This is a genomic window from Olleya sp. Hel_I_94 (assembly GCF_007827365.1).
Taxonomy (GTDB): domain Bacteria; phylum Bacteroidota; class Bacteroidia; order Flavobacteriales; family Flavobacteriaceae; genus Olleya.
Genome location: NZ_VISI01000002.1, coordinates 1,835,936 through 1,862,059, shown reverse-complemented (window position 1 = coordinate 1,862,059; position 26,124 = coordinate 1,835,936). Strand labels below are relative to the sequence as shown.

The following is a 26,124-nucleotide window of genomic DNA, read 5'->3' as shown; positions in this document are numbered from 1 at the left end:
ATATGAATTGTATTATCATTGATGACGAAGCTACAGCAAGGATGATTATCTCTCAATTGTGCTCAAATGTACCAAGTCTAAATGTTTTGGAAGAGTTTCCAAATGCAATGCAAGCCATAAAATATTTAAATCAAAACGAAGTAGATTTAATTTTTCTAGATATACATATGCCTGATTTTACTGGTTTTGATTTTATCGAAACCCTTAAAAATCCACCTAAAATAGTACTTACAACATCAGATCCAAATTTTGCTATTCAAGCTTTTGAGTACGACTGTATCGTTGACTATTTAGTTAAACCTATAACTTTAGAGCGTTTTAAAAAAGCAATTGATAAAGCAGAATCAATAAAGGAAACGACAGCTAAACCAGTTTCAAAATCTGAAAATGTAGAAACCTCTTCTGGTAATGATTTGTATGTTAATATTGATAGACGTTTAATTAAAATTGATATTCCAAGTATTTATTTAGTGGAAGCTAAAGGTGACTATATTCAAGTTAAAACAGAGGATAAAAATTATACAGTACATTCTACATTAAAAAAAATTGAAGATAAATTACCCGATGATTTATTTTTAAAAGTCCACAGATCTTACATTATTAATGTTAAAAAAATTATTGATATCGAGGACAATAGTGTATTAATCAAAAAAGACGTAATTCCTGTAAGTCGATCTAATAGACCAGAATTAATGAAACGTTTAAATTTACTATAACAGTATCTTTTTAAATTGTTTGCATCGTACCTAACTTATATCTTATTAACACGTTAGGTGGTGTTTTATTTGTGTTGTTTTTAAACAAATCATAGACGTAAGGTAAAAAAAAATAGCTAATCTGTTGATTATTACCATTCGTCGATAGTTTAAAATGCACTAATCGAAAAACTATAAATCCAGCAAGCTTTAAAATTAGTTTTGTCATCAAATAACTAAATAAAGATGAAAAAACTAACTGTAACCCTAATTGTATTATTCAATATTTTTTTAATGTCTTGTTCTGTAGAGGAAGAGGTGAATACACCTGAAAGCTATAGTGCTACAATCGCAGATGTATCATACACGCAATTGGATTATGAGATTATAGAGTTGATTAATAATTACAGAATTTCTCAAGGATTATCAAGTTTGGCTATTTTAAATGAAGCTTCAAAAGAAGCTATTGATCATAATCAATATATGGTTACTCAAGGTACACCAAGTCATGACTATTTTTATTTACGTTCTCAAAACCTAAAACAAACGGTTAATGCAAAGACAGTTTCAGAGAATGTTGCTTTTGGATTTAGTAATGCGCAAGCTTTAGTTAATGCTTGGTTAAATAGCGAAAGTCACAGAGAAAATATAGAAAACCCAGAAGCAACAAACATTGGTATATCCACAAAACAAGATGCAGAAGGTAAAAACTATTTTACTAATATTTTTGTAAAACTATAAACGTAAAATTAGTTTATCTACAGTTAATTACCATTCGTCTACACTTACAAAGCATCAATCGAAAAACGAGTTTTCCAGCAAGAATTACAAGTAAATTTGTCTTGTAAATAATAAACAACTACATCATGACTAAAATATTACACTCTATTAAAAATCAAATATCAGCACTAGCAATACTATTAATAAGCGTTTCTAGTCTAGCACAAGACACACCTTTTAATTGTGATTATAGTGCGTATTTATTTCAGTATAATGATGTTTATGCTGTTGACTTAGCTTCTGGTAATGCTTTTTTAGCAGCTAAGGATATTACTCCAGGTAATATTAATGCAGCAGCTTACAACCCAGCTGATGGATTTATTTGGGGTTATTTAAGCTCGCCATCTCAAACAATAGTAAGAATTGGTAGCGATTTTCAAACAACAACGTTTACTATTCCAGAGTTGACCTCAGGAAATAAATATGTTGGAGATATTAGTCCAGACGGAATTTATTATTTTAAAGCAGGTGGAACTAGTTATTTTAAAGTAGATTTAGATCCAAGCTCAGCTACATATACACAATATTTATCTACAGAAAACTTATCTCAAAATATTAGTATTCACGATTGGGCTTTTAATGCAGTGGATGGAAATTTATATGCAGTAGAAAAAAGTACAAATATTTTATACCGTATTGATCCAACTACAAGTACTGTTCAGGCTTTAGGTGAAGTGCCAATTTTGTCAGGATTAAATTATACTTATGGAGCTGTTTATTTTGATGCAGATGGTCGTTTTTACGTGTCTGCTAATCAAACAGGAACAGTATATGTTATCCAAAATGTACAGGATGTAACGCCTTCAACTATGATGGATTCTAACTTATTTGCTTTTGGTCCTTCAAGTGCAAGTAATGATGGTGCACGTTGTCCTACTGCTCCAGTAGCACAAGAAATTTGTGATAATGGTATTGATGATGATGGTGATGGTTTAATTGATTGTGAAGATCCATCTTGTTCTGGATTTGGAAGTTGTGATGTAATTGCACCTCCAACTACAGCTAATGATGGTGGTTTAGAAAGTAACGGAAGATTGTCTGAAGCAATTAATAAACGTAATTTTAATAGAGCAAAATCAAGTTATAAATTTGACCAGAAATCTGCAAAACGTGTAACAAGAGATACAAGTAATTTGTATTCTAATTATAGATCAGCAAGTACTAGTTTTCAATTACAAGATTTTATACCATTAACAACTATTAATGAAGATTATGCAATAGACTCAACACCTTTAGACTTACTAAATATTACTAACGCTACAGAGGTATACTCAGTAGACTACATGCAAGGAGGTGCTTCAATTGCTTCGATTTTAGCTTTAAAAACAGAAAATGGTGTGTATGAGCACACAAAATATATCTGTGATAGATTATTGGGAGCCGAGTTAATTTCGGTGTCAACCATAGCTATCAACGATCAACCGTTTATTAAATCAATTATTAAAAACGCTGATGGTAGTTTTGAGTATGTGTTAAGTTTGTCGGCTAAATTAGACAATGCTGATGCTAATTTTGCAATAGAGTCACATTGGAATTTAGATTTATATCAATCAGATGTAACGTTTTATAATTTCCAAATTTGGTCAGACTCAATTGATGATTTATATAATTTAGCTCAAGAGGTGTTAAACTTATTGGATACGGTAAAGCCAATTTCGGAATATCAACTATCAACGCCTCCAACTGTATTTGTTAGAAAAGGAAAATATAACAATGGTGCTTTAGATCTTCAAATAATAAATACAAATGCGACTAACACTGTTGCTTTTGATTCTGGTTTTAGAACTACTGAAACTAGTGATTTTAACTACACGTCTAGCAGTCTTGATTTAAACGAAAATTACATTACAGAGATAACAGTACCAACAGGACATTTATTTGATATTGGATTTAGAATTGGAGATGGAATTAATACTCCTGATGATTTATTTATGTCTGATGGTCCTTGGGGTTTTGATGACTCTCAGGTGTCTACTAACGTCAATAATTATAATGTTACAGAAAACACGACTACATTTAATAGTTTAGATTTTCCAATTGAACGTAATGTGACGCTTAATGCAACCACAAGCACTTATTTTGCAGCTTACAGAGCGATAACACCACGTTTTAAAGCTGTTGATTTAACAGATTTTAATAGTCTTAAATTAAAAGCTAAAGGAACAGGAAACTTAGAGATTACATTAGTGAAGCAAAGTATTACCAATTGGGAAGAACAATACAAGACCACTATTGCTTTAACAGATAATTTTCAAAACTACGCACTTTCGTTTGCTGATTTCACATCTACCTTATCATTAGGTTTAGATGCAAATGACATTGTTACTATTGTTTTTACTATGGTTAGTGAAGATGGAAGTACTGTGACTAAAGAAATGAATTTACAAGATGTGCGTTTTTCTAGAGGGACAACATTATCTGTTAATGATTTTGAGACAACAAGTTTAGAAAATAGTATTACAGCCTACCCAAATCCAATGGTGGATACATCAAATTTATATTTTACTACTACCCAATCTGAAACAGTACAGTTAGTTATTTACAATCAGTTAGGTAAAGTAGTTTATAATAAAACAATAAAAGCACAAGTTGGTAAAAACCAGATAGCACTAAGCAGACAAAATTTAAGTTCTGGATTATATATCTGTAAATTATCAAGTGCTAAAACACATTACAATCCCTTAAAGTTGCTAATAAAGTAACAATTTCATTTAGTTTGTTGATTGATACGTGGTAACCTAATAACTAATAATAGCTTTATACAGTTGGTTACTCACTAAGGGTAAAAGAGAAATCTTTTGCCCTTTTTTTATTTAAGAAGTTTGCTGTTATTTTTTCTTTGATAATAAAAAGGTGTTTAACTTTAATCTTGCTCGTTTGCAGATACAGTAGACACCATATTAATCAAGTTTTTTCGTGTAATGGGTTTGATTATAAAATCTGTAATAGCTTCATACTCTTTAGCTTTTTTAATATCTACAGGATCGATTGAAGAACTAACGATGTATAGTGTAACTTTTTTGGGATATTTAATTTTAATAAATTCATCTAAAAATTGCCATCCATCCATTATTGGCATATTAATATCTAGTAATATTAATTCAGGAACGTTTTTTCCGGTTTTAATAATTTCGGTTAAGCCTGAAATAGCATCAGCTCCATTGTTATAAACTGTAAAATTTTGACATATATCTGTAGCTAATAAAATTTTTTTAGCAGCAAAAATAAAGATGTGGTCGTCGTCAATTAGACAAGCTGATTCAATTTGTTTCATACTTTAAATATATAGAAAAAACGCTTCCTTTGTTTATAATGCTTTTAACTTTTACTTTTCCTTGCATAGCTTCAATTTGGTTTTTAGTAATATATAAACCTAAACCTTTAGCGTCTTTGTGATTATGAAAGGTTTTATATAAGCCAAAAACTTTATCTTTATGTAAATTTAAATCAATGCCAAGTCCATTATCTTCAATGTCAATTTTAATATAGTGTTTTGTTTGCTCTGCGCTTAAATTTATTTTAGGTGTCCTATCCTGATGTCTGTATTTTAGGGCATTGGATATAAAATTAAATAAAATGCTATCCAAATAAGCAGGTATTGCTAATACATAAATATCCTCTTCTATATCTATATTAATTATGGCTTTGGTTTCTTTAATTTCTGCGCTAAAGTTTGCTAAAGCTTTTTTTGTGTAATCTAAAAGATTGGAAGGTTGCAAATCATCGTTATTATCTGCGCTAATGGTAGATACTTCGTTTAGGTTATCAATGGTTTCGCTTAGTTTATTTACAGCTTCTAATATTAATGGAACAAATTCGTTATTTGTGGCTTCAGGGACCTCTGTATACATTAAATCTAATAACATTTCTATGTTTCCAGAATGTGATCTTAAGTTATGAGATAATATATGTGCAAAATTAAGTAACCTTTCATTTTGCTGTTTTGTGGTTTTTAACAGTAACTCCACTTTTTTACTAGCAATTGTTCTTTTTGTTATATCAATAAGGTGAAATATAAAATGTACAGGTTTATAGTTTTCATCTCTTAAAATAGAAACAGACAATAAACAGTTTATTATGGATTTATCTTTTTTAATGTATCGTATTTCACACTGAAACTTATTGCTTTTACCTGCGACTAAGTCTTTTGAGTTTTGTTGTACTAAATCGACATCTTCTGGATGTGATAACGTATTAATAGGGAAGCCGGAAAGCTCTTCCTTGCTGTAGCCTAAATAGTCGCTAAAGCTATTGTTTAATGTTAGTATTTGACCATCCAAATTAATTGATGCCATAGCATTAGGTGCGTTGTCAAACGTGGTTCTAATTAGTTCTTCCTTTAGTTTAAGTTCTAAAAGTGTATTGTTTTTTTCGGTAATATCCTGAATGACACCTATAACTTTTTCAGTTTTATTATTTTTTATAACAGGATAAGCTACAATACGTACCCATTTAATATTGTTTTTAGCAGTTTTTAGTTGTACCTCATTATCATAAGGTTCTTGATTTTTAATAGCGCGATCAAATAGGATGCTTATTAATTCTCTGTCATAACCTTCTAAAAAAAAGTTGATACCTTCTTCTAAACTTGGTTTGTATTCTGGCTCTACTTCGTGGATAGTTCTAGTCATGGCGCTCCATGTAGCTTTATTGGTTTGGAGATTAACTTCCCAAGATCCAATAGCTATGTCTCTTTGTAAAGAGTCCATGTAGGTGTAACTAATATTGTCTTTAGTCGTATGTTTTTGAAATAACTGATTGTAAAGTTCTTTCATGTAAGTAATTGTTCAGTACTAATAAGTTAGGGCTTATCGAGTGTAATTTGTTGATTTTTAGTGTCTAAGTATTTTTTAAAGTAAATATAATAATAAGCATCTGTTAAAAGGAATATTTATCAGTTAAAATAACATATCACAGCAATATTTTTAGTTTTTATTCTTTTTATTGTATCTGATTATTAATTAAGTTTGGTTAAAACAACGTTGAATGTTCTTGTTTAAAAGCAATATAAATTAATAAAATCGTTCAATGATTAATCTCATAGCTTTTTTTAATAGAATTTAAAACTTTAGCTACTTAGTATTTGTAACATCTTTTTGTTATTTATTATCTTTAATACTTAAATTAAAATGTAAATGAGTAAACAAATAACTTTAAAAGACGCTATTTCTATAGGAATTGGAGGTATGGTTGGAGGCGGAATATTTGCAGTTCTTGGGTTGGCAGTGTCATTAGCTAAAGGAGGTACACCTGTTGCTTTTTCGTTTGCAGGTATTATTGCGTTATTAACAGCATATTCCTATGCTAAATTATCTAAAAAATTTCCAGAAAATGGAGGGACTGTTAGATTTGTCCACCAACAATATTGTAGCGGGATTTTTGCTGGCGGAATAAATAATTTGCTTTGGATAAGTTATATCGTGATGTTAGCGTTGTATGCTTCCGCATTTGGATCTTATGCTTCCGAGTTATTTAGTGTTACAGGTGATAAATATCTAGATGTCCGTATTTGTCAAACGTCAATAATTGTACTGGCCTTAGCTATTAATTATCTAAGTGTAAGTTTAGTTGGTCGTATTGAGTCTGTTGCAGTGATTGTCAAGCTGTTAATATTAGTTGTATTTATAGGTGTTGGGTTTTATGGGTTTTTTTTACATTCAGAAAATGTACATCAATTACAACCTAGTAATTGGGAGAGTCCTTTTTTATTGCTATCTGGCGGAATGGTAATTTTTGTTGCTTATGAAGGTTTTGAGCTAATTGCAAACTCTATTTCAGATTTAAAAAACCGAGAAAAAAATACTGAAAAAGCCTATTTTGGAGCAGTAGGTTTTGTAGTTGTCTTATATATTTTAATTGCAATTGTTACTGTAGGATCTTTACCTTTTGACAAAATAGCAAGTGCCAAAGATTATGTTTTAGCAGAAGCAGCAGCACCTACTTTGGGGCAAATAGGATTTACTATAATTACTATTACTGCATTGATTTCTACTTTTTCAGCAATTAATGCTACCATATTAGGAAGCGGAAGGGTAAATTATGATATTGCTGAAGATCAAGAGTTACCACGTTATTTTTGTCATATGTTTTGGGGTAAACCTATTGGGTATTTAGTGACAGCAATCTTATCAATAATCTTGGTAAATTTATTCAATTTAGAAAGTATATCCACAGCTGGTAGCGCAGGTTTTTTATTAATTTTTTGCTTGGTTAATTACATTGGTTTTAAAAAACATCAAGAATTAGTATCTAATAAGTCCATTCATTTAATAGCAAGCGTTTTATGCTTATTGGCTTTTTGTACACTTATTATCCAACAATTTCAAACTAACGTTACTGGTGTTATGGTGGCTTTAGGTATTATCTTATTTTGCTTTGTTATGGAATGGGTTTATAAAACGTTGGGTTTTAAAAAGTGATTATCTAATCCCTAAAAACTGGCTTATCAAACAATAACCATTTAAAACGTAATCCAATTTCGTTAAAAGTAAAACCAGCAGCAGTTGCAGATGCAATGTTACTTCGTGTACCAAAAAGGTTAGCCATACAGCGCTCTGAGAATTTATAACCTAATTTAGCTTGTATCCTGTAAGTGCTTTGCTGTTCGTCGTCTTCAATATATTGTAAACCGGTTGCAGCAGTTAATTCATAATACCATTCTTTTGGCTTTGCGATGTTTTCATCTTTAATAAGGTTTGCAAACACCTCTACAGCATTAAAGGTTTCTGGCGAAAAATATACGGATGGAACTTGGTTTTTAAACGTAATGTATTGGTAATTTAAACCTGCTTTAAGTGATGGTTTGGGTAAAATATTATAATATAAAGATGTGAATAATAAGTTTCTGGCATTGCTATCACTTTGACTAGTATAAAAGTACTGCGTAAACCAACCTAGATTAAAATTAGTATTTAAACTGTAGTTTGCGTAAAAGTTGTTTTGTACAATCTCGCGATCTAATAACTCGGCATTAAAACTTTGTAATTCGCGTTTATAACCTACGGTTAAATCTTGCAGCTTAAAAGGTTTAATATTAAATGACAAGTCTGTTAATAATTGTGTGTAGTCATTAGTGGTTGCTTTTGCAGACGTTAAACCAGCAGTTCCTTTAAAGGTTAAGTTTGGTAATAATTGGTAGGATATTCCTGCGCTAAAATCGTGAGAGGTTGCTTCGTTATTTGTTACTGCATTAGTGGTGCTTCTATAATTGTAGCTTCCTAATATTTTAAATTTTGTAGAAAATGGAAACTCTAGATTGTTGTTTACTGCAAACGCTTCATTATCTCCATTGTCAAAGGTGTATGATGTTTTTCCTTCGTAAAAAGGTGTAAAGGTTGTATTAAGGTTTTTTATAAAGTTTGTTGCGTCTTTTTGATTGTCGTAAAACTTCAAGGTATTTTCTGCAGATGTGTAAGCAGCTTCATATTTTCCTAAGGCTTTTAATGCATTTGCGTTTCCTAGGTTACCATCAAAAGACGTGCTGTCATTTACCAAAATTTGGTCGTAATCTTTGACGCTCTTTTTAAAATCACTTTTATAAATATTAAGTGTTGCGCGTAAGGCTAAAACCCAATTTTCGTTAGGTTTAGACTCAATTAATTTCGCGATAAGCGTATCTGCAGTTTTATATTTTTTATTCCAAATTAAGGCTTGCGCATAACGCTCTGTAGTTTGTTGTGTTAATGTTGCATCTGTTGATGCCTCTAAACTATTATAGGCTTGTTGGCTTAATTGTAGCGCGTCTTTTTCTTTACCGTTTAAGTGGGATACTAATGCTAAACCATTTAATGCTGTGATTTTATTTTCAGGATTTTTAGCTAAAATATCATAGGTTGCTTTAGCATCGTCTAATCTATTTGCTATTAAATATAAGTTTGCTAAGTTTAATAAAGTGTCTTTGTCGTTATCAAAAAGTGTCAGGTTTTGTTTTAATAAAGCTTCAGCTTCATCATATTGTTGCGCTTGTTGTTTTTGATAAGCATAACCTAAATACATGTATTTTTTAGAGGTTAAAGCATTTGGGTTGCCAGGTAAAACGTTTAAAGCTTTGTTTACATATAGTAACGCGTCTTCATATTCTTTTAAATTAGATAATGTGTTGGCATAACTTAGTAAAGCGGGAAAACTTTTAGGGTCTTCATCTATTAGCGTTTTAAAATATGTTTTTGCTTTTGGAAAGTTTTTATTCCATAATAGGGATTCGCCATAATTTAGTTTCACCTCAAAATCTGTTGGGTAATCTGCCAAAAGATTTGTAAAAAGGGTATTGGCTTCTTCTGGTTTTCCGTTTAAACCAATTGCACGACCATAACATAGTCTAGCGGTTTTATTGGTAGGATGCTCCTTTAGTATGTTTTGGAAAAACGTTTCCGCTTTAGCGTACTTCCCTGTTTCTAGGTATGTAAAGCCTTCTTGCATATCTTGAGCATAACTAAATACAGTAGTTATTAAAAAGGTAAGTAGGGTAAAAAATTTGAGTTTCATGTTTCAGTTTTAAATCAATTGCAAGTTAGGCATTCATATCCATTCATTCATCTACACCAATCGTCCACTCATCGAAATTCAACAGTCCTTCAGAGGTTTGCGTCGCATCTTTGTATCAGAAATCAGACAATAACAATTTAAATATAACAATTATGGCATTAACAATTACACAACAGGACAACACAATTATTTTAGAAGGAAGCTTAAACACTGCAACCATCAATAATTTTACAACACATTTTGGCTTTATACTAAACGCATTTAAAAGTGTAACACTAAACATTGATAAGGTTACAGATATGGATGCTTGTGCATTACAAACTTTAAAAGCAATGTATGTTAAAGGTGTAGCAAACCAGAAAATGTTTTTTGTTGAAGGTAACAGAAGTGAAGAAATTTACGAAGCATTTGTATATCCACAAGTAGCCTAATTAGTATTAATCAACACACCATAATAAGATGCAAGCTTTATCTATATTAAAAACAAAAAAAATATCTCCAGAGCAATTATTTATGCTTAGCGTATTAGCAGTAAATGGAGGAAACTATTTGTACAATCTTATTTTAGGTCGTGTGTTAGGTCCAGCACAATTTGCAGATGCAGCTGTGTTAATTACCTTTTTGTTAGTGCTATCTTTTGTAGCCATGACGTTTCAATTAGTGACTGCAAAATTCTCGGTAGTTTTTGAAAACGATACGTTTAAAAATTTTATCTCAAAAATTTACAAAAATGCGACAATTGTAGGATTAGGTTTAGGTGCTTTAATTATCGTGTTTGCAAATCAATTACAAGCTCTTTTTAATACATCATCTTCTAGTATGTTTACCATTTTTGGAGTAGGAGTACCACTTTATTTTTTAATGAGTGTAAACAGAGGTGTGTTTCAGGGTAAAAAAGAATTCAAGTCTTTATCCATTACCTATCAAGCCGAAATGCTAAGCCGATTGGTTATTACGTTAGCTTTAATTTTTTTATTTGACATACAATCATCGGTTGTTATTGCAGTCGGAATTTTAATTTCTTTTGGATTTGGATTAGTGCCTTTTAAATTTAAAAATTTAAACTTCAAAAAAACTATTGCTATAGAAGCAAGTCAATCTAAACAAGTAAAAAGCTTTTTTATTATCACAGCGTTTTACGAGTTTACACAGATTATAATCAACAACAGTGACATCTTATTAGTTAAGCATTACTTTGACGCTTACGACGCAGGATTGTATGCATCACTAGCCTTAATAGGTCGTATTGTATATTTTGTAGCATGGATGTTTATTATGCTTTCATTACCAACAGTGGTACAACTTAAAAAAGAAGGAAAAGCAACAGCGCCAATTTTATTTAAATACGTTGGTTACATTGCAGCAATTGCAACTGCAATAGTTATTGGTTGTGCTTTATTTCCAGAAACTGCAATTACTATATTATTTGGAGATAGTTATCTAACTATGGCGCCTTTATTATGGAAGTATGCTTTAGCAACTGGTTTGTTTGCCATATCAAACATCTTTGCATACTACTATTTATCATTAGATAGATATATTCCTGTGGTAATATCTGGAGTCTTCGGAATGTTGCAAATGGGATTAGTTATCTTTTTTCATGACAGTTTAGAGCAAGTCGTACACATGCAAATAATAGCAATGGTATCATTATTGGTCATCCAAGTGATCTTCTTTGTTTTTGAGTCTAAAATGAAAAAATAAAAAGTAATTTATTTTATTAGTCTATTATAAATGAAGAAGCTATGGTTTTAAACCATGGCTTTTTCTGTTGTAAGTATTTTGCAAGTGGATATTAAAATGTTTATCTTAATGTTATATTATAGTAGTTTAAATAATAGTATAAGTTTTGTTGGTTTTTTTCTTTTGAAAGTCAACACGTTAAATGGTAAAACGACACCTTTTTACCATTCGTCTACAGTAACTTGCAATCTGTCTAAAGAGGTCTTAATTAGTGTCTTAAATAACGCAAATTTGTAGTGTAATTAAGAAACAACATATTAAAACACATAAAAATGAAACTAGCAATCGTAACAGCATATCCACCAAGTAAAGTAACATTAAATGAGTACGCTTACCATTTAGTAAAGCACTTTAGACAAAAAGAAAATGTAACTGAGATTGTTTTATTAACAGATAAAACAGAAGGCGCAAAAGACATTGCTTTTACAGAAGATGGTTGTAAAATAACAGTTAAAGAGTGTTGGGCGTTTAATAGCTACACAAACATTATAAATGTAACTAAAGCTATCAGTAAGACTAAGCCAGATGCAGTTTTATTTAACTTACAATTCATGAAGTTTGGAGACAAAAAAATAGCTGCAGCTTTAGGATTAATGTTACCACTAGTTTGTAAACTTAAAAAAATTCCTAATATCGTGTTATTGCATAATATATTAGAAGAAGTAGATTTAGGATCTGCTGGATTTACAAGTAGCAAAATTATGCAAAAAGTTTATGGTTTTATAGGAACAAGCTTAACAAAGCTAATCTTACAAGCAGATACAGTTGCGGTAACAATGCAAAAATATGTTGATATTTTAGAGAAAAAGTATAAGGTGAAAAATGTGACATTAATTCCGCACGGAACTTTTGAAATCTCTGAAGAAAAGCCAGAATACGATTTGCCACAAGGACCTTTACAAGTTATGACTTTTGGAAAATTTGGAACTTACAAAAAAGTAGAGGGTATGATTGAAGCGGTTGAAAAAGTAAGAGCTTCAACTGGATTAGATCTAGAAGTTGTAATAGCAGGAACAGACAACCCAAACGTACCAGGTTATTTAGCAAAAGTGCAAGAAGATTATAAGCATGTGCCACAAGTGCGTTTTACAGGATATGTTGAAGAATTTGAAGTACCAACCTTGTTTAAAGAAAGTGCAGTAGTTGTATTTCCATACACGTCAACAACAGGAAGCTCTGGTGTTTTACACCAAGCAGGAAGTTATGGTAAAGCTGTTGTTATGCCAGATTTAGGTGACCTTGCATTATTAGTAAAGGATGAAGGTTATAGAGGTGAATTTTTTGAGCCTACTTCTGTAGAAAGTTTAGCAAATGCAATTGAGGCAATAGTAACAAATGAAGCACACAGAATAGCTTTAGGTAAAGCAAACTACGAAGCTGCAACAGCCTACCCAATGGAAAAAATTGCAGATATGTACCTTAATAACTTTGATGCTATCATTGCAACTAAATCACCAAAAAAAGCCCTAAGAAAAATGAGTCAAAAAGCAGTGGTTTTAGAGCCAGCTTCAGCAGAATAGTACTAGTAAATTACGATACCTTTTTTGTCCCAAACAAATAAATATCTCATATTGATTTAGCAAATATAGTTTTATACAATCTCAAATTAACCTACTTAATTTGAGATTTTTGCTTTTATAAAACTATTTAAACAGCTATCTGCTACTAGTTAGTAATATATTTAAACGATGCCTTTTTTACACCATTTTTATCAATAAACCCAAAATGTTTTTGGGTATTTCTACGCCAAGGTCTGATACCTACAACAGCTTTTGGTACGTCTACAAAATCATACAACGTCCAAGACATAAATTGTAAATTATTAGCAGCAATAATCTCTTGTATTTTTTTATGGTAATTAGCTTGATCTTCTTCATTGCTTCCTAAAGGTTTCCAAAAACCATTGTAAGATGACATTCCAAACTCTTGTAATACTAATGGTTTGTTTGGTATTTGGTTTTGCATGGTTTTTATTGCAGCATCCAATTCGCTTAAGCCTTCATAATAATGAAACGAAACAATATCTACCTTATCTTTTAAAATTGGTGCACTTTGGGTGTTTGACCAACCAATAGTTACAGGATGTACCTTGTCTATAGATTTTACCAAGTCAATCATATTGTCCAACCAAGCGATAACCATATCTTTTCCTCTAGATTCAAAATCTAGGTTAGGTTCGTTTTTAATATCCCAAGCAATAATAGCGTTGTGGTCTTTAAAAGTGGACACTATAGTTTCTGCGTGACGTTGGTTTAAGGTCCAATTCATTACAGAATAATCACCATAAAAATCAAATAACGTAACTACTACTTTTAGGTTTTGCTCTTCTGCAGCATCTAAAGTGTGTTTTAGTTTTTCTAACTTTTTAGGATCAACCTTAGCTTTTCCAAAGTCATCATATTGCACAAAAATCCTAACCGAATTTAAGCCAGCATTTTTAATGATTTTAAAGTCGTTAGCAATTGTGTCTTTCGCGAAAGCGTCACCAAACATATTCCATGGTGTCGCTTTTGGGTAATAATTAATTCCTTTAATAACTAAACTATCAGTTTCAATTTTTGCTATTTCTGGTAAGTACGGTTTAGTACTTTCTTTAACAAGATGTCTAATACGCCAAAAACCATCTTCTAATAAAAACACCATTTTATAAGTTGAGGTTTCTGTTGTTTCTAGGACTAGTTTTTCAGCTTTAAAAACACGTTTATATTCTACAACATCTCTATCGGTAACAACAGCCAACTGTCCATCTTCACTAAAAAACTCTAAAGTGGGTTTGTGGTTTAATGTTGTGGCTTCAATGGTCGTGTTTTCAGCTTTGTTTAATTCGATAAATGCATATAAGTTTTCTCTAGCGCTATCAGTATAATAATCTTTTATACCAGCAGTTTTATTGGTTTGATATGCTATTTGTTTAACATACCAAGCGTCCAAGTAGTTGTTTTGAAGTGCATTTAGATTTTCGTTATCCATTGGTCTGCCTTCGTTATTTAAAGGTTCCCAAATTAATTTTGGAGCATATTGTTCTATTTTTTGTATTTCGGTATGTAGCATTGTGCTTCTGTCTGCTCCAGTGTTTAAGTAGCTAAAAAGCCCACTAATACCAGATATTATTAAGGCTACAATCATAATATATGAGATTATTAATATGGTACGTAGTATGTTTTTGTTAAGACCTACCATAGTTTTTTGTTATTAAATGTTTTATTTATTCCAGCAGTTTCAACACTAAAACTATAGGTGTCGTTTTGATAAACAGCAGGCTTTAAATTAAAAGTAACATACCCATTAAAAGATGTTTTTATAATGGTGTCAATAAGCACATTGTCTTTGTAAATTAAAAGTTTGACGTGCAAGCCATCCGGAATCATTTGCTTCATAAAACTTTGTAATGGACCTACTAAAATTTCGCGATTTTGTTTGGCAAAAGCAACCTCAAAATCTTCAATAACGCGTTGGTAACTTAAAGTAATTGTATTGCTTTCTGCCATGCCATCAACATAGGCTTTAATACTCCAATTATCCTTAAAATCAGGATGAATAATTTTTGCATGTGCCACTCCTTCAATTGTTGTACCTGTAGTTTTTAAAATATTTCCACTAGTGTTGGTAATAAAAAAGGTAACAAAAGTCCCATCGCTAACCACATTATCTTGCTTGTCTTTAATTACTGTGGTGTTAAACGTGGTAACCTGATTTCCGTCTGCGTAATTATGTGGTCTTTTTGCCGAAATTTTAAAATCTGTAGGAATTGCAGCCCAAACATTAATGGTAAACTCTTTGGAATTAACTCCTAAACTTTCTGATGACACTAACATGCGTCCACTTTCTTTTTTAGAATAAATGTTTTTATAAGAAATCAAATTTTTTGTAAAAATGACCTCTTTTTCTTCTGAAGCTAAAAATTGAAATTTAGCATCAACTTTAGTGTTTGTTGGCACTGGATTGTCTAAAGAATCTGTAGGTATAACAACCAGCATGGCGTAATCTGTTGCTCCAGCCTCAATACTTGGAGGTCCAATATAAGTTTCCATGGTTGCAACTTCTGCTTTTGGATTTATATTAAATTGACCAGACGCAGATTTATTTTTGTCTAATACTATCCAATTGACCACACCAATTTTTTTGGTTATGTTTTCCGGAATTATATATTGAAGTGTACCATCTTTGGCTATAGCCGAAACTAAAGTAGATCCATAACTGTTTGAACAATACAATAATGGTTTTTCGCCTTCTGAAGTAGTAAATTTTAAAACAATTGGCTTGCCAACATTATAATTTGTTAGTGTTGTTACTAATTTGATAGGATTAGTCTTCTCGCTTTGTTGTACAACAGCAAACGATGATAATAAAATCAGACCTATCACAAATATGTATGTGTGTTTAAATGGCATTAATTTGGACTTCCTATGTAGGTGTTAATTTCTATTTTAATATAACTAAAATCAGGATGATCAATTTTTTGTAATTGGGCATCGCTATGGTTTTCAATTCTGTTAGGAACGACTTTTCCAGCTATAGCATCGTTTGGTAAACCATTTACAAAAATATTTTTCATATCACTATTTATGATTTTAACTTTACCGTCCTTTAAAATCTGATATTCAAAATCTTGTTTGCGTTGTTGCCTTACACCTTCTTTTACAAATAAATGATCGACCCAAACCATGTTTTTGTTTTCATCATAGTAAGTTACTAAAAGCTGAGGTATTGTAATCTCTTGGATACCACTATTAAATAAGTTTCCGTTTATAATACTGTCTTTAATGCTAATGGCACTTAGTACAACGTTTTTGTACAAGTCAGATCCCGAAACATTTCCTGCTGCTTGTAAGTTAAATTTTGTTGGTTGCTCTTCAAACTCAACTGGAGTAAATTCATCTGGATTAAATGTGTCTGGAATGGAATCTTGTGTTCTAGACCAAGCAATACCTTCAAAATTAATCCTAAAACTACTAGACTCTTTAGGCATTAATTTATGCTTGACGTGGTATTTTGCGTTGTATGTTGCTAGTTGTTTGTTGTTATCGTTATACAAGGTGCCTTTTAAAATAACATCTGCTGGTACATTGTCTACATTTTGGACTTCTCCAATAATAGCATAACTACCATCATACTTCACTAATTTAGCTGAAACGATCTCCAAAACAGGCTGTTTTAAAATATCTTCATGGTGTGTTGCTTCTGTTGTAATACGTCTACGACCTTGATTAAAATACTTGGTTGTGTTATCAGAATAGAGTTGGTCTGGAGGTAAGTCGTTATTTAAATCGTCAGGTTGTAAATACCATTTGCCTTGACGTTTTGATAGCGATTTGTAATCCACTTTTTCAATTTTTTCTAAAGGTGTAATCCATTGGCTGGTTACTTTTGCCGATACTGTACTGTCGTTATGTTTAGTTATTTCAGTCTCGATAGCATCCATTTTTGCGTAGCTACTTAGCAACCCATCGGTTACCGATATCTCTAGCATATATTGTGCTATTGGCAAGTTGTTTTCGGGATCTATTAAGCTATGTGCTTTTTCAAATTCTTTAAAATCTAACGCATCATAGTAGGCAATAATGGCATTTTCTGGACTGCGTTGCGAATCGTTTTTTAAGTAAAACAAATAAATACCATAAAACACAGCTATGGCTAGAATTAATGCCCAAACGTGTGTGATACGTAAAACGTTTCTATTAAACTTATTATAGGTCGTTGGGAATTTTAAAAATTCGGTAACTGGTTTTATGCGAGTTTTTAAAGCGTTAACCCAAAGCATTTGAATATTTAAAACAAATGCCACTAAAACGGTTAAAAACGGAATAATTCCCCACATTATTTTAACCCATTTGGCAACATCTTCTTTTGGTAAAATTGAAGACACAGGCGGAATGTTTAATCGTTCCCATACCATAATCCCGTTTTCTAATTGTCGTAAACGTTGCCAACCACAAAAGTAGAGTATGGGATCGTAAAACTTATCGTTAGAAAATATGTACTTAAGATTGTATTTTTCTGGCGTTGTTAAAAATTGCTGTAAAGATCCAATTCCGGCAACTCCTTTAAATTTTGAGTTTTCTAAGCGCTCGATTGGTCGTGTGGTTAATTCTGGTAATCGACGTGCAGAATGGTAATTACCATCTACTGTCATGGCATTAGTTTGCGCGCTTAGCCAAGCCATTTGATCTCCAAAGCCTAGCGTTAAAAAACGCCATTTATCGTGGTCATCTTGATTTAAAAAATTAACAATAGGCAACATCTTAATTTTTTGTGGCTGCGAAGGTCTAAAATAATTTAAACTCATAGTAAAAACTACCATAAATACCATGAGTCCAGCAAGTATTCCGCCAATAATACGATGGTAAACAGCACCAAATTTAGACTGAATAAGTTCTTTTAAATCACCTTCAACAAAACGATATACAAATTCACCCATTAAAGGAATGGATAATATAGAAGCCCAAAGTGTAAATCTATCTAAGGTTAAAATATTAAAAGCAGTTTCGCCTAACATTTTTAGTGGTACAGGAGTAGTTCCTCCAGTTCCTAAAATGGTACAAATAGTTATTGATAGTCCAAAAAACAAGTAGCGTTTACTGTAATATCTGTAAAAAATATAGGGTAATAATATTAGTAAGATTCCCCAAGGAATTAAAAAGAAGACTAATCCTGAGGATGTGATTTCTAAGAAATTATCACGAGAACCATGCGGAATTGGAACCTGAGTAATTGGATTGGCTTTAGAGTTTAGCCAATATGGAAAAATACATCCAACGATTAAGACTAATGATAGCATTCCAAAACTTACAATACGTTTAAAAAGTTTAAAAAAACTATTCAAAAATATTTTGAAAGTCACTTCTTTCATGGTGCTGACTTGCTCTCGCGAAACATCCATAATTACCATTCCTATTAAAGGGAAGATAAAAAAGATCATTCCAAAAATTGGCGTTACATGATGTGAAGTTACCGTTACTGCTATTAAAGATAAGGAGGTTGCTAAATACCATTTTTTACCTGTTTTTAACCATAAGTAAATTTCGGGTAAGGCATGCATTAATACAGACACACCAACAATACTGGGTAATTGTCCAAAAATATGAAGCGTCTCCACAAACGATGAGCTAAATACTGCCAGTACACAAGCATAACCAGCTACCGTTTTATTAGCGGTCATCATTAAAGAGAAACGATAAGTACCAGTCACAAACAGCACAATAGCAATTAACGCAACACTAAACATTCCAAATTTTAAACCACCAATCATGGAGAGTAGTCCGATGGATTGATGTACTAAAGGTGGATAACTTTGTACGGTAAAACCTGTATACCATTCGTAATTCCAAGGTTCAAACCAGCTATTAGCATAATGATCTGCAAAAAACAAATGAATTAACGCATCATAAGTAGTTTCCAAAGTAAAAAATATGGCACTACCATGAAATGCTAAAGCTAAAAGTATAGCTGTGATTAAGTATTTGTTTGAGGTTTCCTTCATTTAAAGCTTACGCTATTATATATGGTAAAGATAAATAAATAAAATAGTGCTTCCATTTTTAATTATCTACAGCAATCTACCATTCGTCGACACTTAGCTATAGGTTAAACTAAATTACAAATTTAAGGCACTTATCTCATGTACATTTGTACCATCAACAACAAACAAATACACTTATTATGAAAGTTTTAGCAATAGATGACCAACAATTAGTATTACTGCCTTTACAAAAAAGATTAGTAGAGTTAGGTTACGAAGTAAAAATCGAAACAGATGCAGTTAAAGGTTTAGAATTATATGAATCTTTTAATCCAGATTTAGTAATAGTAGACATCAATATGCCAGGATTATCTGGATTAGAAGTTGTAAAACATATTAGACTGACTAAAAACTCGCAAACACCAATAATGGTTTTGTCTGGTGAAACTAAAGATGAAACTATTACTGAAGGTTTTGAATTAGGTATTAACGACTACATGAAAAAACCATTAAGCTTAAACGAAATTAGTGCTCGTGTAAAACGTCTAATTGGTGCACCAGAAGTTTCTAATATAGTAACTAAAAGTGATGTAATGATACAAGAGCGTTGCGTAGGTGTTGTGATCCCATGTTACAATGAAGAAGAGCGTTTACTAAGTGAAGAGTTTATTACTTATATAGATAAAAACTCAGGATATCATTTATGTTTTGTAAATGATGGAAGTAAGGATAAAACATTAGAAGTTTTAAAAGAATTACAAAAAGGAAGAGAAGATTTTATTACAGTTTATGACTGTGAGAAAAACGGAGGAAAAGCTGAAGCTGTACGTTTAGGAATGTTGCATATGGCTAAAAAAGAAGATTTAGACTACATCGGATTTTTAGATGCAGATTTATCTACAGACTTAGCAGATTTTGATGATTTAGTTAAAACTATTGAAACTACAGATTTTAAAATTGTAAGTGGTTCTCGAATTTCAAGAATGGGAGCAAATATTACTAAAGAGTCTGCAAGAAAAATAATTAGCTTAACGATAAACTTTATTATCAGAAAGATTTTAAAAATGGATTTTAAAGACACTCAATGTGGTGCTAAAATATTCCATAAAGATGTAATTGACATCGCTTTTGGTAAAAAGTTCGTAACACAATGGATTTTTGATGTAGAGATTTTTAAAAGAATGAGTATCCATTTTGGATTAAAAGAAGCAAAAGCAATGCTATGCGAGCAACCATTAAAAAGATGGATACATGCAGATGGTTCTAAATTATCAATGAAGGACTCAGTAAAAATTGTTGGACAATTAGGACAAATTGCTTGGGTTTACAGAAATAAAAAACAAAATTCAAAAGCTGCAGTCGCAACTAAAGTTAATGTAGCCTAATCTTTAAATTTCCCCAAATCATGAAAACAGGTATTATCATAATCTTTCACAATAACGAAAAACAAATTAACCCCTCTTTTTTTATTCAAAAAATAAGAAACACATCAAATTTAAAATTATGTTTTGTTGATAATGATAGTAAGGATAATACATCTGTTATGTTAGACGAAATTAAAGAGGCTTGTCCAGAAGTGTCTGTAGTAAATATTAAAAAGTTTAAATCAGATATTTCGGCAGTCAGAGCAGGAGCAAGATATATGTCCAACCAATTTAATTTAAATCAATTAGGATATGTGTCTGCAAATATGCTAAACATCAAGTATCATGGCTTAAATGGTTTGATAGATGCCATAAACGAAAATCAAGAACTACTATCTAAGTTTAATATCGAAGAGCTTAAAAAACGTAAAATTAAAGTATCTCTGTTTCAAAGCTTGTTTTCAATTATTGATTATTTAAAAAAAATAAAAGTCAAAAACCAGTTTATCGAACTACAATATTTAAGTAAATTTTAAATTCAGAACTATGAAAGTATATCCAATAAAATTCAATCCAATATTAAAAGAAAAAATTTGGGGAGGAAACAAACTAGGAACTTTATTAGGTAAAAACACTGCTAAAGATAATGTTGGCGAAAGTTGGGAGATTTCTGATGTAAATGGAAATATTTCTGAAGTTAGTAATGGTGTATACAAAGGGTCTAGTTTAAAACAATTAATTGCAACACATCAAGCAGATTTGTTAGGTGCAAATAACTTTGCAAATTTTGGATTTGATTTTCCATTGCTAATTAAATTTTTAGATGCCAAAACAGATTTGTCTGTACAAGTGCATCCTGATAATAAAATGGCTAAAAAGCATCATAATAGTTTTGGTAAAACTGAAATGTGGTACATAATGGATAGTGATGAAAATGCAGATATTGTATTAGGATTAAAAGATAAAACAATAAACCCAGAGGTATTAAACCATATAAATGCAAATAATGTAGATGCTATTTTTAACAGAGAACAAGTTAAAAAAGGCGATAGTTTTTTTATACCAGCAGGAAAAATACATGCTATTGGAGCAGGTGTTTTAGCTGCAGAGATACAACAAACTTCAGATGTTACATATCGCGTATATGATTGGGATAGAGTAGATGATAATGGTCAAAAAAGAGAGTTGCATACTAAGTTAGCTGAGCAAGCAACAAAACAATTTGATACTAACGGTAAAGCTAGTTATAACATAAAACCTAACACTAGGACTAATTTGGTTAATTGCGAATACTTTACCACTAATATTTTGGATATTACTAATCTTCAAGCAAAATCATATGACAACTTGGACTCTTTTGTAATATTTATGTGTGTGGAAGGTACGGTAGAAGTTACCATAGGTACTGAACATGAAACTTTAAAAATGGGCGAAACCATACTAATTCCAGCTAAAGCAAATGCAGTCGTTTTTAATTCTACTAACGCTAAACTATTAGAGGTATATATTGACGATAGCTCAGTAAATAATATACAACACGCATCTTAGTTGTAGTTTTAATAGCTAAACACAAAGCAATTACTATATTTGTGCGCATCAAATAATATTAAATATGAGCGTTTTACAAATGTTAAAAGAAAGAAGTAACTCTAATTGCGAGTTGTGTACTTCTAATGTAGATACAAGACAATATAATATTCCGCCATCATTAAACGAAACTGTTGATACTTGTTTAATGGTATGTGCTAACTGTTATGACCAAATCGAAAAAAACACAGAGATGGACGTTAACCATTGGAGGTGTTTAAACGATAGTATGTGGTCAGAGCACGTTGCTGTTCAGATTATGGCTTGGAGAATGTTACAACGATTAAGAGGCGAAGGTTGGCCAAAAGATTTGTTGGACATGATGTACTTGGACGATGATAACTTAGCAATTGCTAGATTAACTGATGAGCATAAAGATGAAGCGGATAAAATTATCCATAGAGATTGTAATGGTGTAATTTTAGAAACTGGAGATAGTGTTGTTTTAGTTAAAGATCTTAAAATAAAAGGCTCTAGTCAAGTGGCTAAACAAGGTACAGCAGTTAGAAATATTAGATTAGATCGTGAAAATGCTACCTATATTGAAGGTAAAGTAGGACCAACACTAACCGTTATTATTACAGAGTACGTTAAGAAACTATAATCTTAATGACAACATATAAAACAGGCTTCAATTATTAATTGAAGCCTTTTTTGTTACAATGCTTTTTCTTGTTGTTTGTAAAATGCATCTGCTTGAAGTTGCATTAATGCACGTGCTTTTTTACGTTTGTATTGATACAATTCATCGTCTTCAGATAAATCAGTATAAATTTTATCATTTATTTTAAAGTCAGCTTTCGCAGATAGTTTTCTTTCTTGAACACGTTGCTCAACAACCGTTTTAATAGCTGTTTCTTGATCTTCTAGTTTAAAATCATATTCTCCCTTGGGTGACAATAGTTTAGCTATTATTGGAGACGTCTCAATAGCTAAAAACAACAAGAATATAAAAAAGGATGGCAACCAAGGTAATGTGTTTAAGGCATTTATTCTGGCCATTAAACCGTCAAATCCATCAATAATAGGCTGCGTGTTGGCTACTTGTAACTCGTAATTTGATTTAAGCTCAAGCAGTTCCAATTCAATAGCTGTAATTTTATCTTTAGACTCTGTTTTTAATAGTTGTAAGTCTGCTAATGCAGTATCGTGCTTGTCTCGTTTTTCTTTATAGACCGGTCCTTTTCCTAATGTATTAGTTCCAGATGTACCTTCCGCTTCTGTAATATAGGTGTTGTAAAGCGTATTTACTTCTGCTTCTTTGGTGTCAATAGTAGTCTGTAAAGTTGTGATTTTTTGTTTTAATTCCGTTTCTTTTGGTGAAAACTGTAAAGCAATATCCTCTTGATTTTGAAGCGTCATTGCATTTTTTTCTGTCAGTAATACTTGATTGATTTCTTTTTCAAAAATTTTAAGTTCTAAAGGTTTTGAGATGACTATAGCTATAATTAAAGCTAAAATTAGTCTAGGTGTTGCCTGTAATAATTGATTGAAAAAGTTACCTCTTTTTTTAATTGTTGACACAATAAAGCGGTCTAAATTAAAAATTAAAAGTCCCCAGACTAATCCAAATCCAATGGACATGTATACGTTGTCAAAAACGGTGTAAAGTGCATAACTAGAAGCTATAAACGCCATTACTGCAGTAAAAAACACGGTTGCGCCTATTCCTGCGTATTTATTTTGTTCGCCAATGGAGGATGTTTTAAGAAGGTCTGTATCTGCTCCAGAACAGATTATAAAAAATTGTTTTAACATGATGTGATTGATTTTGATTGATGACTCTAAGACAAGCTCAGGACTGATTATCTATTAGAACGTTAAATAGCTGGTTTTGTTACAGTTTTGAGCAAAAAAAAACCAGAAAAATATTTTTCTGGTTTTAAAATTAAAGATTAAAAGTAGTTTAGTTTATTATATACAAAGGTCCAGCTGTTGGTTCTTCTTTTGTGCCTGTTTTTAGTACATAATAATAAGTGCCTTGTGTAACAGATCCATCTTCATTATCTGTAAATTCTTGGTCTACCTTACCATTCCAACTGTTGTTATACCCTTTTTTACTATATATCATTTTTCCCCAACGGTTAAATATTTTTAATTCGTTGTTTGGGTAGTTTTCAATACAATTAATTTTTAAAGTTGTATTTGACTGCTTAAAGTTTATTGTATTATTAAAACTTAAACAGTCATTTGAATTGCTCTTAACTTGTTTTCCATTTATCGTTTCTATAGGCTTATTAGAAAGAAGAACAGTCGAAACACCATTATTGGTGTGTGAAGAGATATTTACTTGTTTATTGTTTTTTATGACTTGTTTAGCTTCTTCAGCGGTAATAGGATTACCATTATGAAAAAAGGTGGTGTTTTTTTTAGCCATTTCTGCAATGTGTTCTGATGTGCTTGCCGGAGGTGGAGGTGGTGGTGGATTTCTTAACACCTTTCCATTTACAACTTTGTTGTTTTTATAGTAGTCGCTAACAACCTTTTCCTGTTTTGCTTTTTCCTCTGGAGTTGCATTTGGATTAGCAGGTGGCGGTGGAGGTGGTGGATTTCTTAACACTTTTCCGTTTACAACTTTGTTGTTTTTATAGTATTCGCTAACAACCTTTTCCTGTTTTGCTTTTTCCTCTGGAGTTGCATTAGGGTTTGCAGGTGGTGGTGGAGGTGGTGGCGGAATACTAGATTCTTCTCCTTTTTTTACTTTAGGTGATTCTGAATAGTTCTCATCATTTTTGTCCACAACTTTTATAACAACAGGCTTAAGTTTGTTGGATTTAGTTTTGATATCAAATAGTTGAATAATATCTCCTTTTTTGGTTTTTAAAACATATTGTCTAGTTTCATTATTTGGCATGTTACCTTCGTTAAATATTGTTTTAATTCCAGGAATTTTTAACTTAAAGTTAGTTATGTCTTCTTGGTTAGTTGTGCTTAAAATTAATTCTGCTATTCCTTTTTTTGATAAGTTAAGTGTACAGCCATTACATGCTATTCCGTTAACTAATAGTTTTGTGTCTTGATTAAGGTAATTGATTTTTAATTGTCCAATTTTCTCTAAATCATCTTCAATTTGTTTTGTTAAGTTGTTTGAGCTAGTATTTAATTCTTTTTCATCTTGAAAAAGCATAGCAGGAGTTAATTCTTTTTCAACTTCCTTAGTACTACTAAAACTATAAAGTAATAGCGCTAATAAAGGTAATAGCAATACGCTACGTGTCCATTTTGTTCTTTTTGGTGTTTGTGTTTTCATAAGTGTAAAACGTTTTTTGATTGATGAATAATTGATAGCATTTGCTAATGCTAATTCTTGTTGATTGGACGAGAATTGTAATAAAATAGTTTGATAAGTTTTAGTATTGACTCCTTGGTTTATAACATGTTGATCTGCTAAAAACTCATGATTAAGTTTCACTTCTTTTTTTAGCCAATATACTAATGGGTTAAACCAAAACACGACTTGAAGTAGCTCTATAAATATGATGTCTAAACTGTGTTTTTGTTTAGCGTGCGTTTGTTCGTGAAGTAAGACTTCGGGTGGAATTTGATTGTTTTCAAACTTGTTTTTATTTAAAAAGATATAATTAAAAAAGGTATGCGGAATTTCTAATTGCTCCATTAAAACATTTATAAAAGAGCTGCTTTTGACTTTAGTGTGTTTTCTGATTTTTGAAACTATTTTAAATAGATTAGCGCAAAATCTAATAAAGAATAAACCTACTCCTAAAGCATAAATACTCCATAAAATGATGGATAAGTAGTTGGTTTCTTCTACTATTTTAAAATTTGTGTCTAATGGTATTGTTGCCGAAGTATCAAAAATAAATGATGAATTGTCAAAAGTAGGGTCGACATATTTTACAAACGTTATAAAAGGGATGATTGCTGCGACTGCAACAGCAACCAATAAATACACACGTTTAAATTTATGAATGCTTAATGGTTCTAAAGCTATTTTGTAAAACAATAGCAAAGCTAAAAGGCAAACACTGGATTTTAATAGTAGTAGTTCCAT

19 protein-coding genes are annotated in these 26,124 nt (G+C 31.4%); 11 read left to right on the top strand and 8 right to left on the bottom strand.

Annotation, left to right across the window (positions count from 1 at the left end):
- The first annotated feature begins 2 nt into the window (after nt 1-2).
- The 3 genes from JM82_RS11535 to JM82_RS11525 all read left to right on the top strand — a co-directional run bounded on the left by JM82_RS11535 (nt 3) and on the right by JM82_RS11525 (nt 4,177).
- Nucleotides 3-716 (top strand): LytR/AlgR family response regulator transcription factor, encoded by a 714-nt coding sequence (locus tag JM82_RS11535; protein ID WP_145003928.1) that lies wholly within the window; start codon nt 3-5, stop codon nt 714-716.
- 225 nt (nt 717-941) lie between these two features.
- Nucleotides 942-1,436 carry a CAP domain-containing protein gene (locus JM82_RS11530; RefSeq protein WP_145003925.1) on the top strand — a complete coding sequence of 165 codons (495 nt, stop codon included), beginning with the start codon at nt 942-944 and terminating at the stop codon, nt 1,434-1,436.
- 125 nt (nt 1,437-1,561) lie between these two features.
- Complete coding sequence (locus JM82_RS11525) at nt 1,562-4,177, top strand: DUF6923 family protein (RefSeq protein WP_145003922.1); 2,616 nt, start codon at nt 1,562-1,564, stop codon at nt 4,175-4,177.
- A 161-nt stretch (nt 4,178-4,338) separates the two neighbouring features.
- On the opposite strand, the gene JM82_RS11520 is transcribed toward JM82_RS11525, so the two are convergent.
- On the bottom strand, nt 4,339-4,749 hold the full coding sequence (locus JM82_RS11520) for a response regulator (RefSeq protein WP_145003919.1): 411 nt from the start codon (nt 4,747-4,749) through the stop codon (nt 4,339-4,341).
- Nucleotides 4,736-6,250 carry a sensor histidine kinase gene (locus JM82_RS11515; RefSeq protein ID WP_145003916.1) on the bottom strand — a complete coding sequence of 505 codons (1,515 nt, stop codon included), beginning with the start codon at nt 6,248-6,250 and terminating at the stop codon, nt 4,736-4,738. The genes JM82_RS11520 and JM82_RS11515 overlap by 14 nt, the downstream gene beginning before the upstream one ends.
- Nucleotides 6,251-6,610: 360 nt before the next feature.
- Here JM82_RS11515 and JM82_RS11510 point away from each other — a divergent pair, with 360 nt between their 5' ends.
- Complete coding sequence (locus JM82_RS11510; RefSeq protein WP_145003913.1) at nt 6,611-7,894, top strand: APC family permease; 1,284 nt, start codon at nt 6,611-6,613, stop codon at nt 7,892-7,894.
- A 4-nt stretch (nt 7,895-7,898) separates the two neighbouring features.
- On the opposite strand, the gene JM82_RS11505 is transcribed toward JM82_RS11510, so the two are convergent.
- Complete coding sequence (locus JM82_RS11505) at nt 7,899-9,959, bottom strand: tetratricopeptide repeat protein (RefSeq protein WP_145003910.1); 2,061 nt, start codon at nt 9,957-9,959, stop codon at nt 7,899-7,901.
- A 152-nt stretch (nt 9,960-10,111) separates the two neighbouring features.
- Between JM82_RS11505 and JM82_RS11500 the strand changes: the two genes are divergently transcribed.
- The 3 genes from JM82_RS11500 (at nt 10,112) to JM82_RS11490 (ending at nt 13,222) form a co-directional block, all read left to right on the top strand.
- Nucleotides 10,112-10,390, top strand: a complete 279-nt coding sequence (locus JM82_RS11500; RefSeq protein ID WP_145003907.1) for an STAS domain-containing protein — start codon at nt 10,112-10,114, stop codon at nt 10,388-10,390.
- A gap of 28 nt (nt 10,391-10,418) precedes the next feature.
- Nucleotides 10,419-11,663 carry an oligosaccharide flippase family protein gene (locus JM82_RS11495; protein WP_145003904.1) on the top strand — a complete coding sequence of 415 codons (1,245 nt, stop codon included), beginning with the start codon at nt 10,419-10,421 and terminating at the stop codon, nt 11,661-11,663.
- Between the two features lie 311 nt (nt 11,664-11,974).
- Nucleotides 11,975-13,222, top strand: coding sequence for a glycosyltransferase (locus JM82_RS11490; RefSeq protein ID WP_145003901.1), 1,248 nt, complete (start codon nt 11,975-11,977; stop codon nt 13,220-13,222).
- 145 nt (nt 13,223-13,367) lie between these two features.
- Here JM82_RS11490 and JM82_RS11485 read toward each other — a convergent pair whose 3' ends face one another.
- From JM82_RS11485 to JM82_RS11475, 3 genes are read right to left on the bottom strand one after another with little or no spacing between them, the layout of a single operon-like run.
- Complete coding sequence (locus JM82_RS11485; RefSeq protein ID WP_145003897.1) at nt 13,368-14,882, bottom strand: glycoside hydrolase family 2 TIM barrel-domain containing protein; 1,515 nt, start codon at nt 14,880-14,882, stop codon at nt 13,368-13,370.
- A complete protein-coding gene (locus tag JM82_RS11480) occupies nt 14,876-16,093 on the bottom strand; it encodes a hypothetical protein (RefSeq protein WP_145003894.1) in 1,218 nt (405 codons plus the stop codon). The genes JM82_RS11485 and JM82_RS11480 overlap by 7 nt, the downstream gene beginning before the upstream one ends.
- Nucleotides 16,093-19,182 carry a hypothetical protein gene (locus JM82_RS11475; protein WP_145003891.1) on the bottom strand — a complete coding sequence of 1,030 codons (3,090 nt, stop codon included), beginning with the start codon at nt 19,180-19,182 and terminating at the stop codon, nt 16,093-16,095. Before JM82_RS11475 ends, JM82_RS11480 begins: the two co-directional genes overlap by 1 nt.
- Before the next feature lie 179 nt (nt 19,183-19,361).
- Between JM82_RS11475 and JM82_RS11470 the strand changes: the two genes are divergently transcribed.
- From JM82_RS11470 to JM82_RS11455, 4 genes are all read left to right on the top strand, one after another.
- Nucleotides 19,362-20,546: a response regulator gene (locus JM82_RS11470; RefSeq protein ID WP_145003888.1), complete on the top strand. Its 1,185-nt coding sequence runs from the start codon at nt 19,362-19,364 to the stop codon at nt 20,544-20,546.
- Nucleotides 20,547-20,566: 20 nt separating this feature from the next.
- Nucleotides 20,567-21,061 (top strand): glycosyltransferase, encoded by a 495-nt coding sequence (locus JM82_RS11465; protein ID WP_145003885.1) that lies wholly within the window; start codon nt 20,567-20,569, stop codon nt 21,059-21,061.
- Between the two features lie 10 nt (nt 21,062-21,071).
- Nucleotides 21,072-22,073, top strand: a complete 1,002-nt coding sequence (locus JM82_RS11460; RefSeq protein ID WP_145003882.1) for a type I phosphomannose isomerase catalytic subunit — start codon at nt 21,072-21,074, stop codon at nt 22,071-22,073.
- A 64-nt stretch (nt 22,074-22,137) separates the two neighbouring features.
- Nucleotides 22,138-22,716, top strand: coding sequence for a PhnA domain-containing protein (locus JM82_RS11455; RefSeq protein ID WP_145003879.1), 579 nt, complete (start codon nt 22,138-22,140; stop codon nt 22,714-22,716).
- A gap of 53 nt (nt 22,717-22,769) precedes the next feature.
- Here the strand turns inward: JM82_RS11455 and JM82_RS11450 are convergent, their stop codons facing one another.
- Together JM82_RS11450 and JM82_RS11445 are read right to left on the bottom strand one after the other, a co-directional pair.
- The gene (locus JM82_RS11450) at nt 22,770-23,870 is read right to left on the bottom strand and encodes a DUF4407 domain-containing protein (RefSeq protein ID WP_145003876.1); all 1,101 of its coding nucleotides are present in this window, start codon (nt 23,868-23,870) and stop codon (nt 22,770-22,772) included.
- A gap of 148 nt (nt 23,871-24,018) precedes the next feature.
- Nucleotides 24,019-26,124 carry a gliding motility-associated C-terminal domain-containing protein gene (locus JM82_RS11445; protein ID WP_145003873.1) on the bottom strand — a complete coding sequence of 702 codons (2,106 nt, stop codon included), beginning with the start codon at nt 26,122-26,124 and terminating at the stop codon, nt 24,019-24,021.

What these genes read in the sequence shown, in the direction of transcription:
- JM82_RS11485 (WP_145003897.1), bottom strand. Translation starts at nt 14,882, where the DNA reads ATGGTAGGTCTTAACAAAAACATACTACGTACCATATTAATAATCTCA.
- JM82_RS11520 (WP_145003919.1), bottom strand. Translation starts at nt 4,749, where the DNA reads ATGAAACAAATTGAATCAGCTTGTCTAATTGACGACGACCACATCTTT.
- JM82_RS11455 (WP_145003879.1), top strand. Translation starts at nt 22,138, where the DNA reads ATGAGCGTTTTACAAATGTTAAAAGAAAGAAGTAACTCTAATTGCGAG.
- JM82_RS11450 (WP_145003876.1), bottom strand. Translation starts at nt 23,870, where the DNA reads ATGTTAAAACAATTTTTTATAATCTGTTCTGGAGCAGATACAGACCTT.
- JM82_RS11475 (WP_145003891.1), bottom strand. Translation starts at nt 19,182, where the DNA reads ATGAAGGAAACCTCAAACAAATACTTAATCACAGCTATACTTTTAGCT.
- JM82_RS11500 (WP_145003907.1), top strand. Translation starts at nt 10,112, where the DNA reads ATGGCATTAACAATTACACAACAGGACAACACAATTATTTTAGAAGGA.
- JM82_RS11480 (WP_145003894.1), bottom strand. Translation starts at nt 16,093, where the DNA reads ATGCCATTTAAACACACATACATATTTGTGATAGGTCTGATTTTATTA.
- JM82_RS11535 (WP_145003928.1), top strand. Translation starts at nt 3, where the DNA reads ATGAATTGTATTATCATTGATGACGAAGCTACAGCAAGGATGATTATC.
- JM82_RS11510 (WP_145003913.1), top strand. Translation starts at nt 6,611, where the DNA reads ATGAGTAAACAAATAACTTTAAAAGACGCTATTTCTATAGGAATTGGA.
- JM82_RS11460 (WP_145003882.1), top strand. Translation starts at nt 21,072, where the DNA reads ATGAAAGTATATCCAATAAAATTCAATCCAATATTAAAAGAAAAAATT.
- JM82_RS11470 (WP_145003888.1), top strand. Translation starts at nt 19,362, where the DNA reads ATGAAAGTTTTAGCAATAGATGACCAACAATTAGTATTACTGCCTTTA.
- JM82_RS11515 (WP_145003916.1), bottom strand. Translation starts at nt 6,250, where the DNA reads ATGAAAGAACTTTACAATCAGTTATTTCAAAAACATACGACTAAAGAC.
- JM82_RS11505 (WP_145003910.1), bottom strand. Translation starts at nt 9,959, where the DNA reads ATGAAACTCAAATTTTTTACCCTACTTACCTTTTTAATAACTACTGTA.
- JM82_RS11525 (WP_145003922.1), top strand. Translation starts at nt 1,562, where the DNA reads ATGACTAAAATATTACACTCTATTAAAAATCAAATATCAGCACTAGCA.
- JM82_RS11490 (WP_145003901.1), top strand. Translation starts at nt 11,975, where the DNA reads ATGAAACTAGCAATCGTAACAGCATATCCACCAAGTAAAGTAACATTA.
- JM82_RS11495 (WP_145003904.1), top strand. Translation starts at nt 10,419, where the DNA reads ATGCAAGCTTTATCTATATTAAAAACAAAAAAAATATCTCCAGAGCAA.
- JM82_RS11530 (WP_145003925.1), top strand. Translation starts at nt 942, where the DNA reads ATGAAAAAACTAACTGTAACCCTAATTGTATTATTCAATATTTTTTTA.
- JM82_RS11445 (WP_145003873.1), bottom strand. Translation starts at nt 26,124, where the DNA reads ATGGAACTACTACTATTAAAATCCAGTGTTTGCCTTTTAGCTTTGCTA.
- JM82_RS11465 (WP_145003885.1), top strand. Translation starts at nt 20,567, where the DNA reads ATGAAAACAGGTATTATCATAATCTTTCACAATAACGAAAAACAAATT.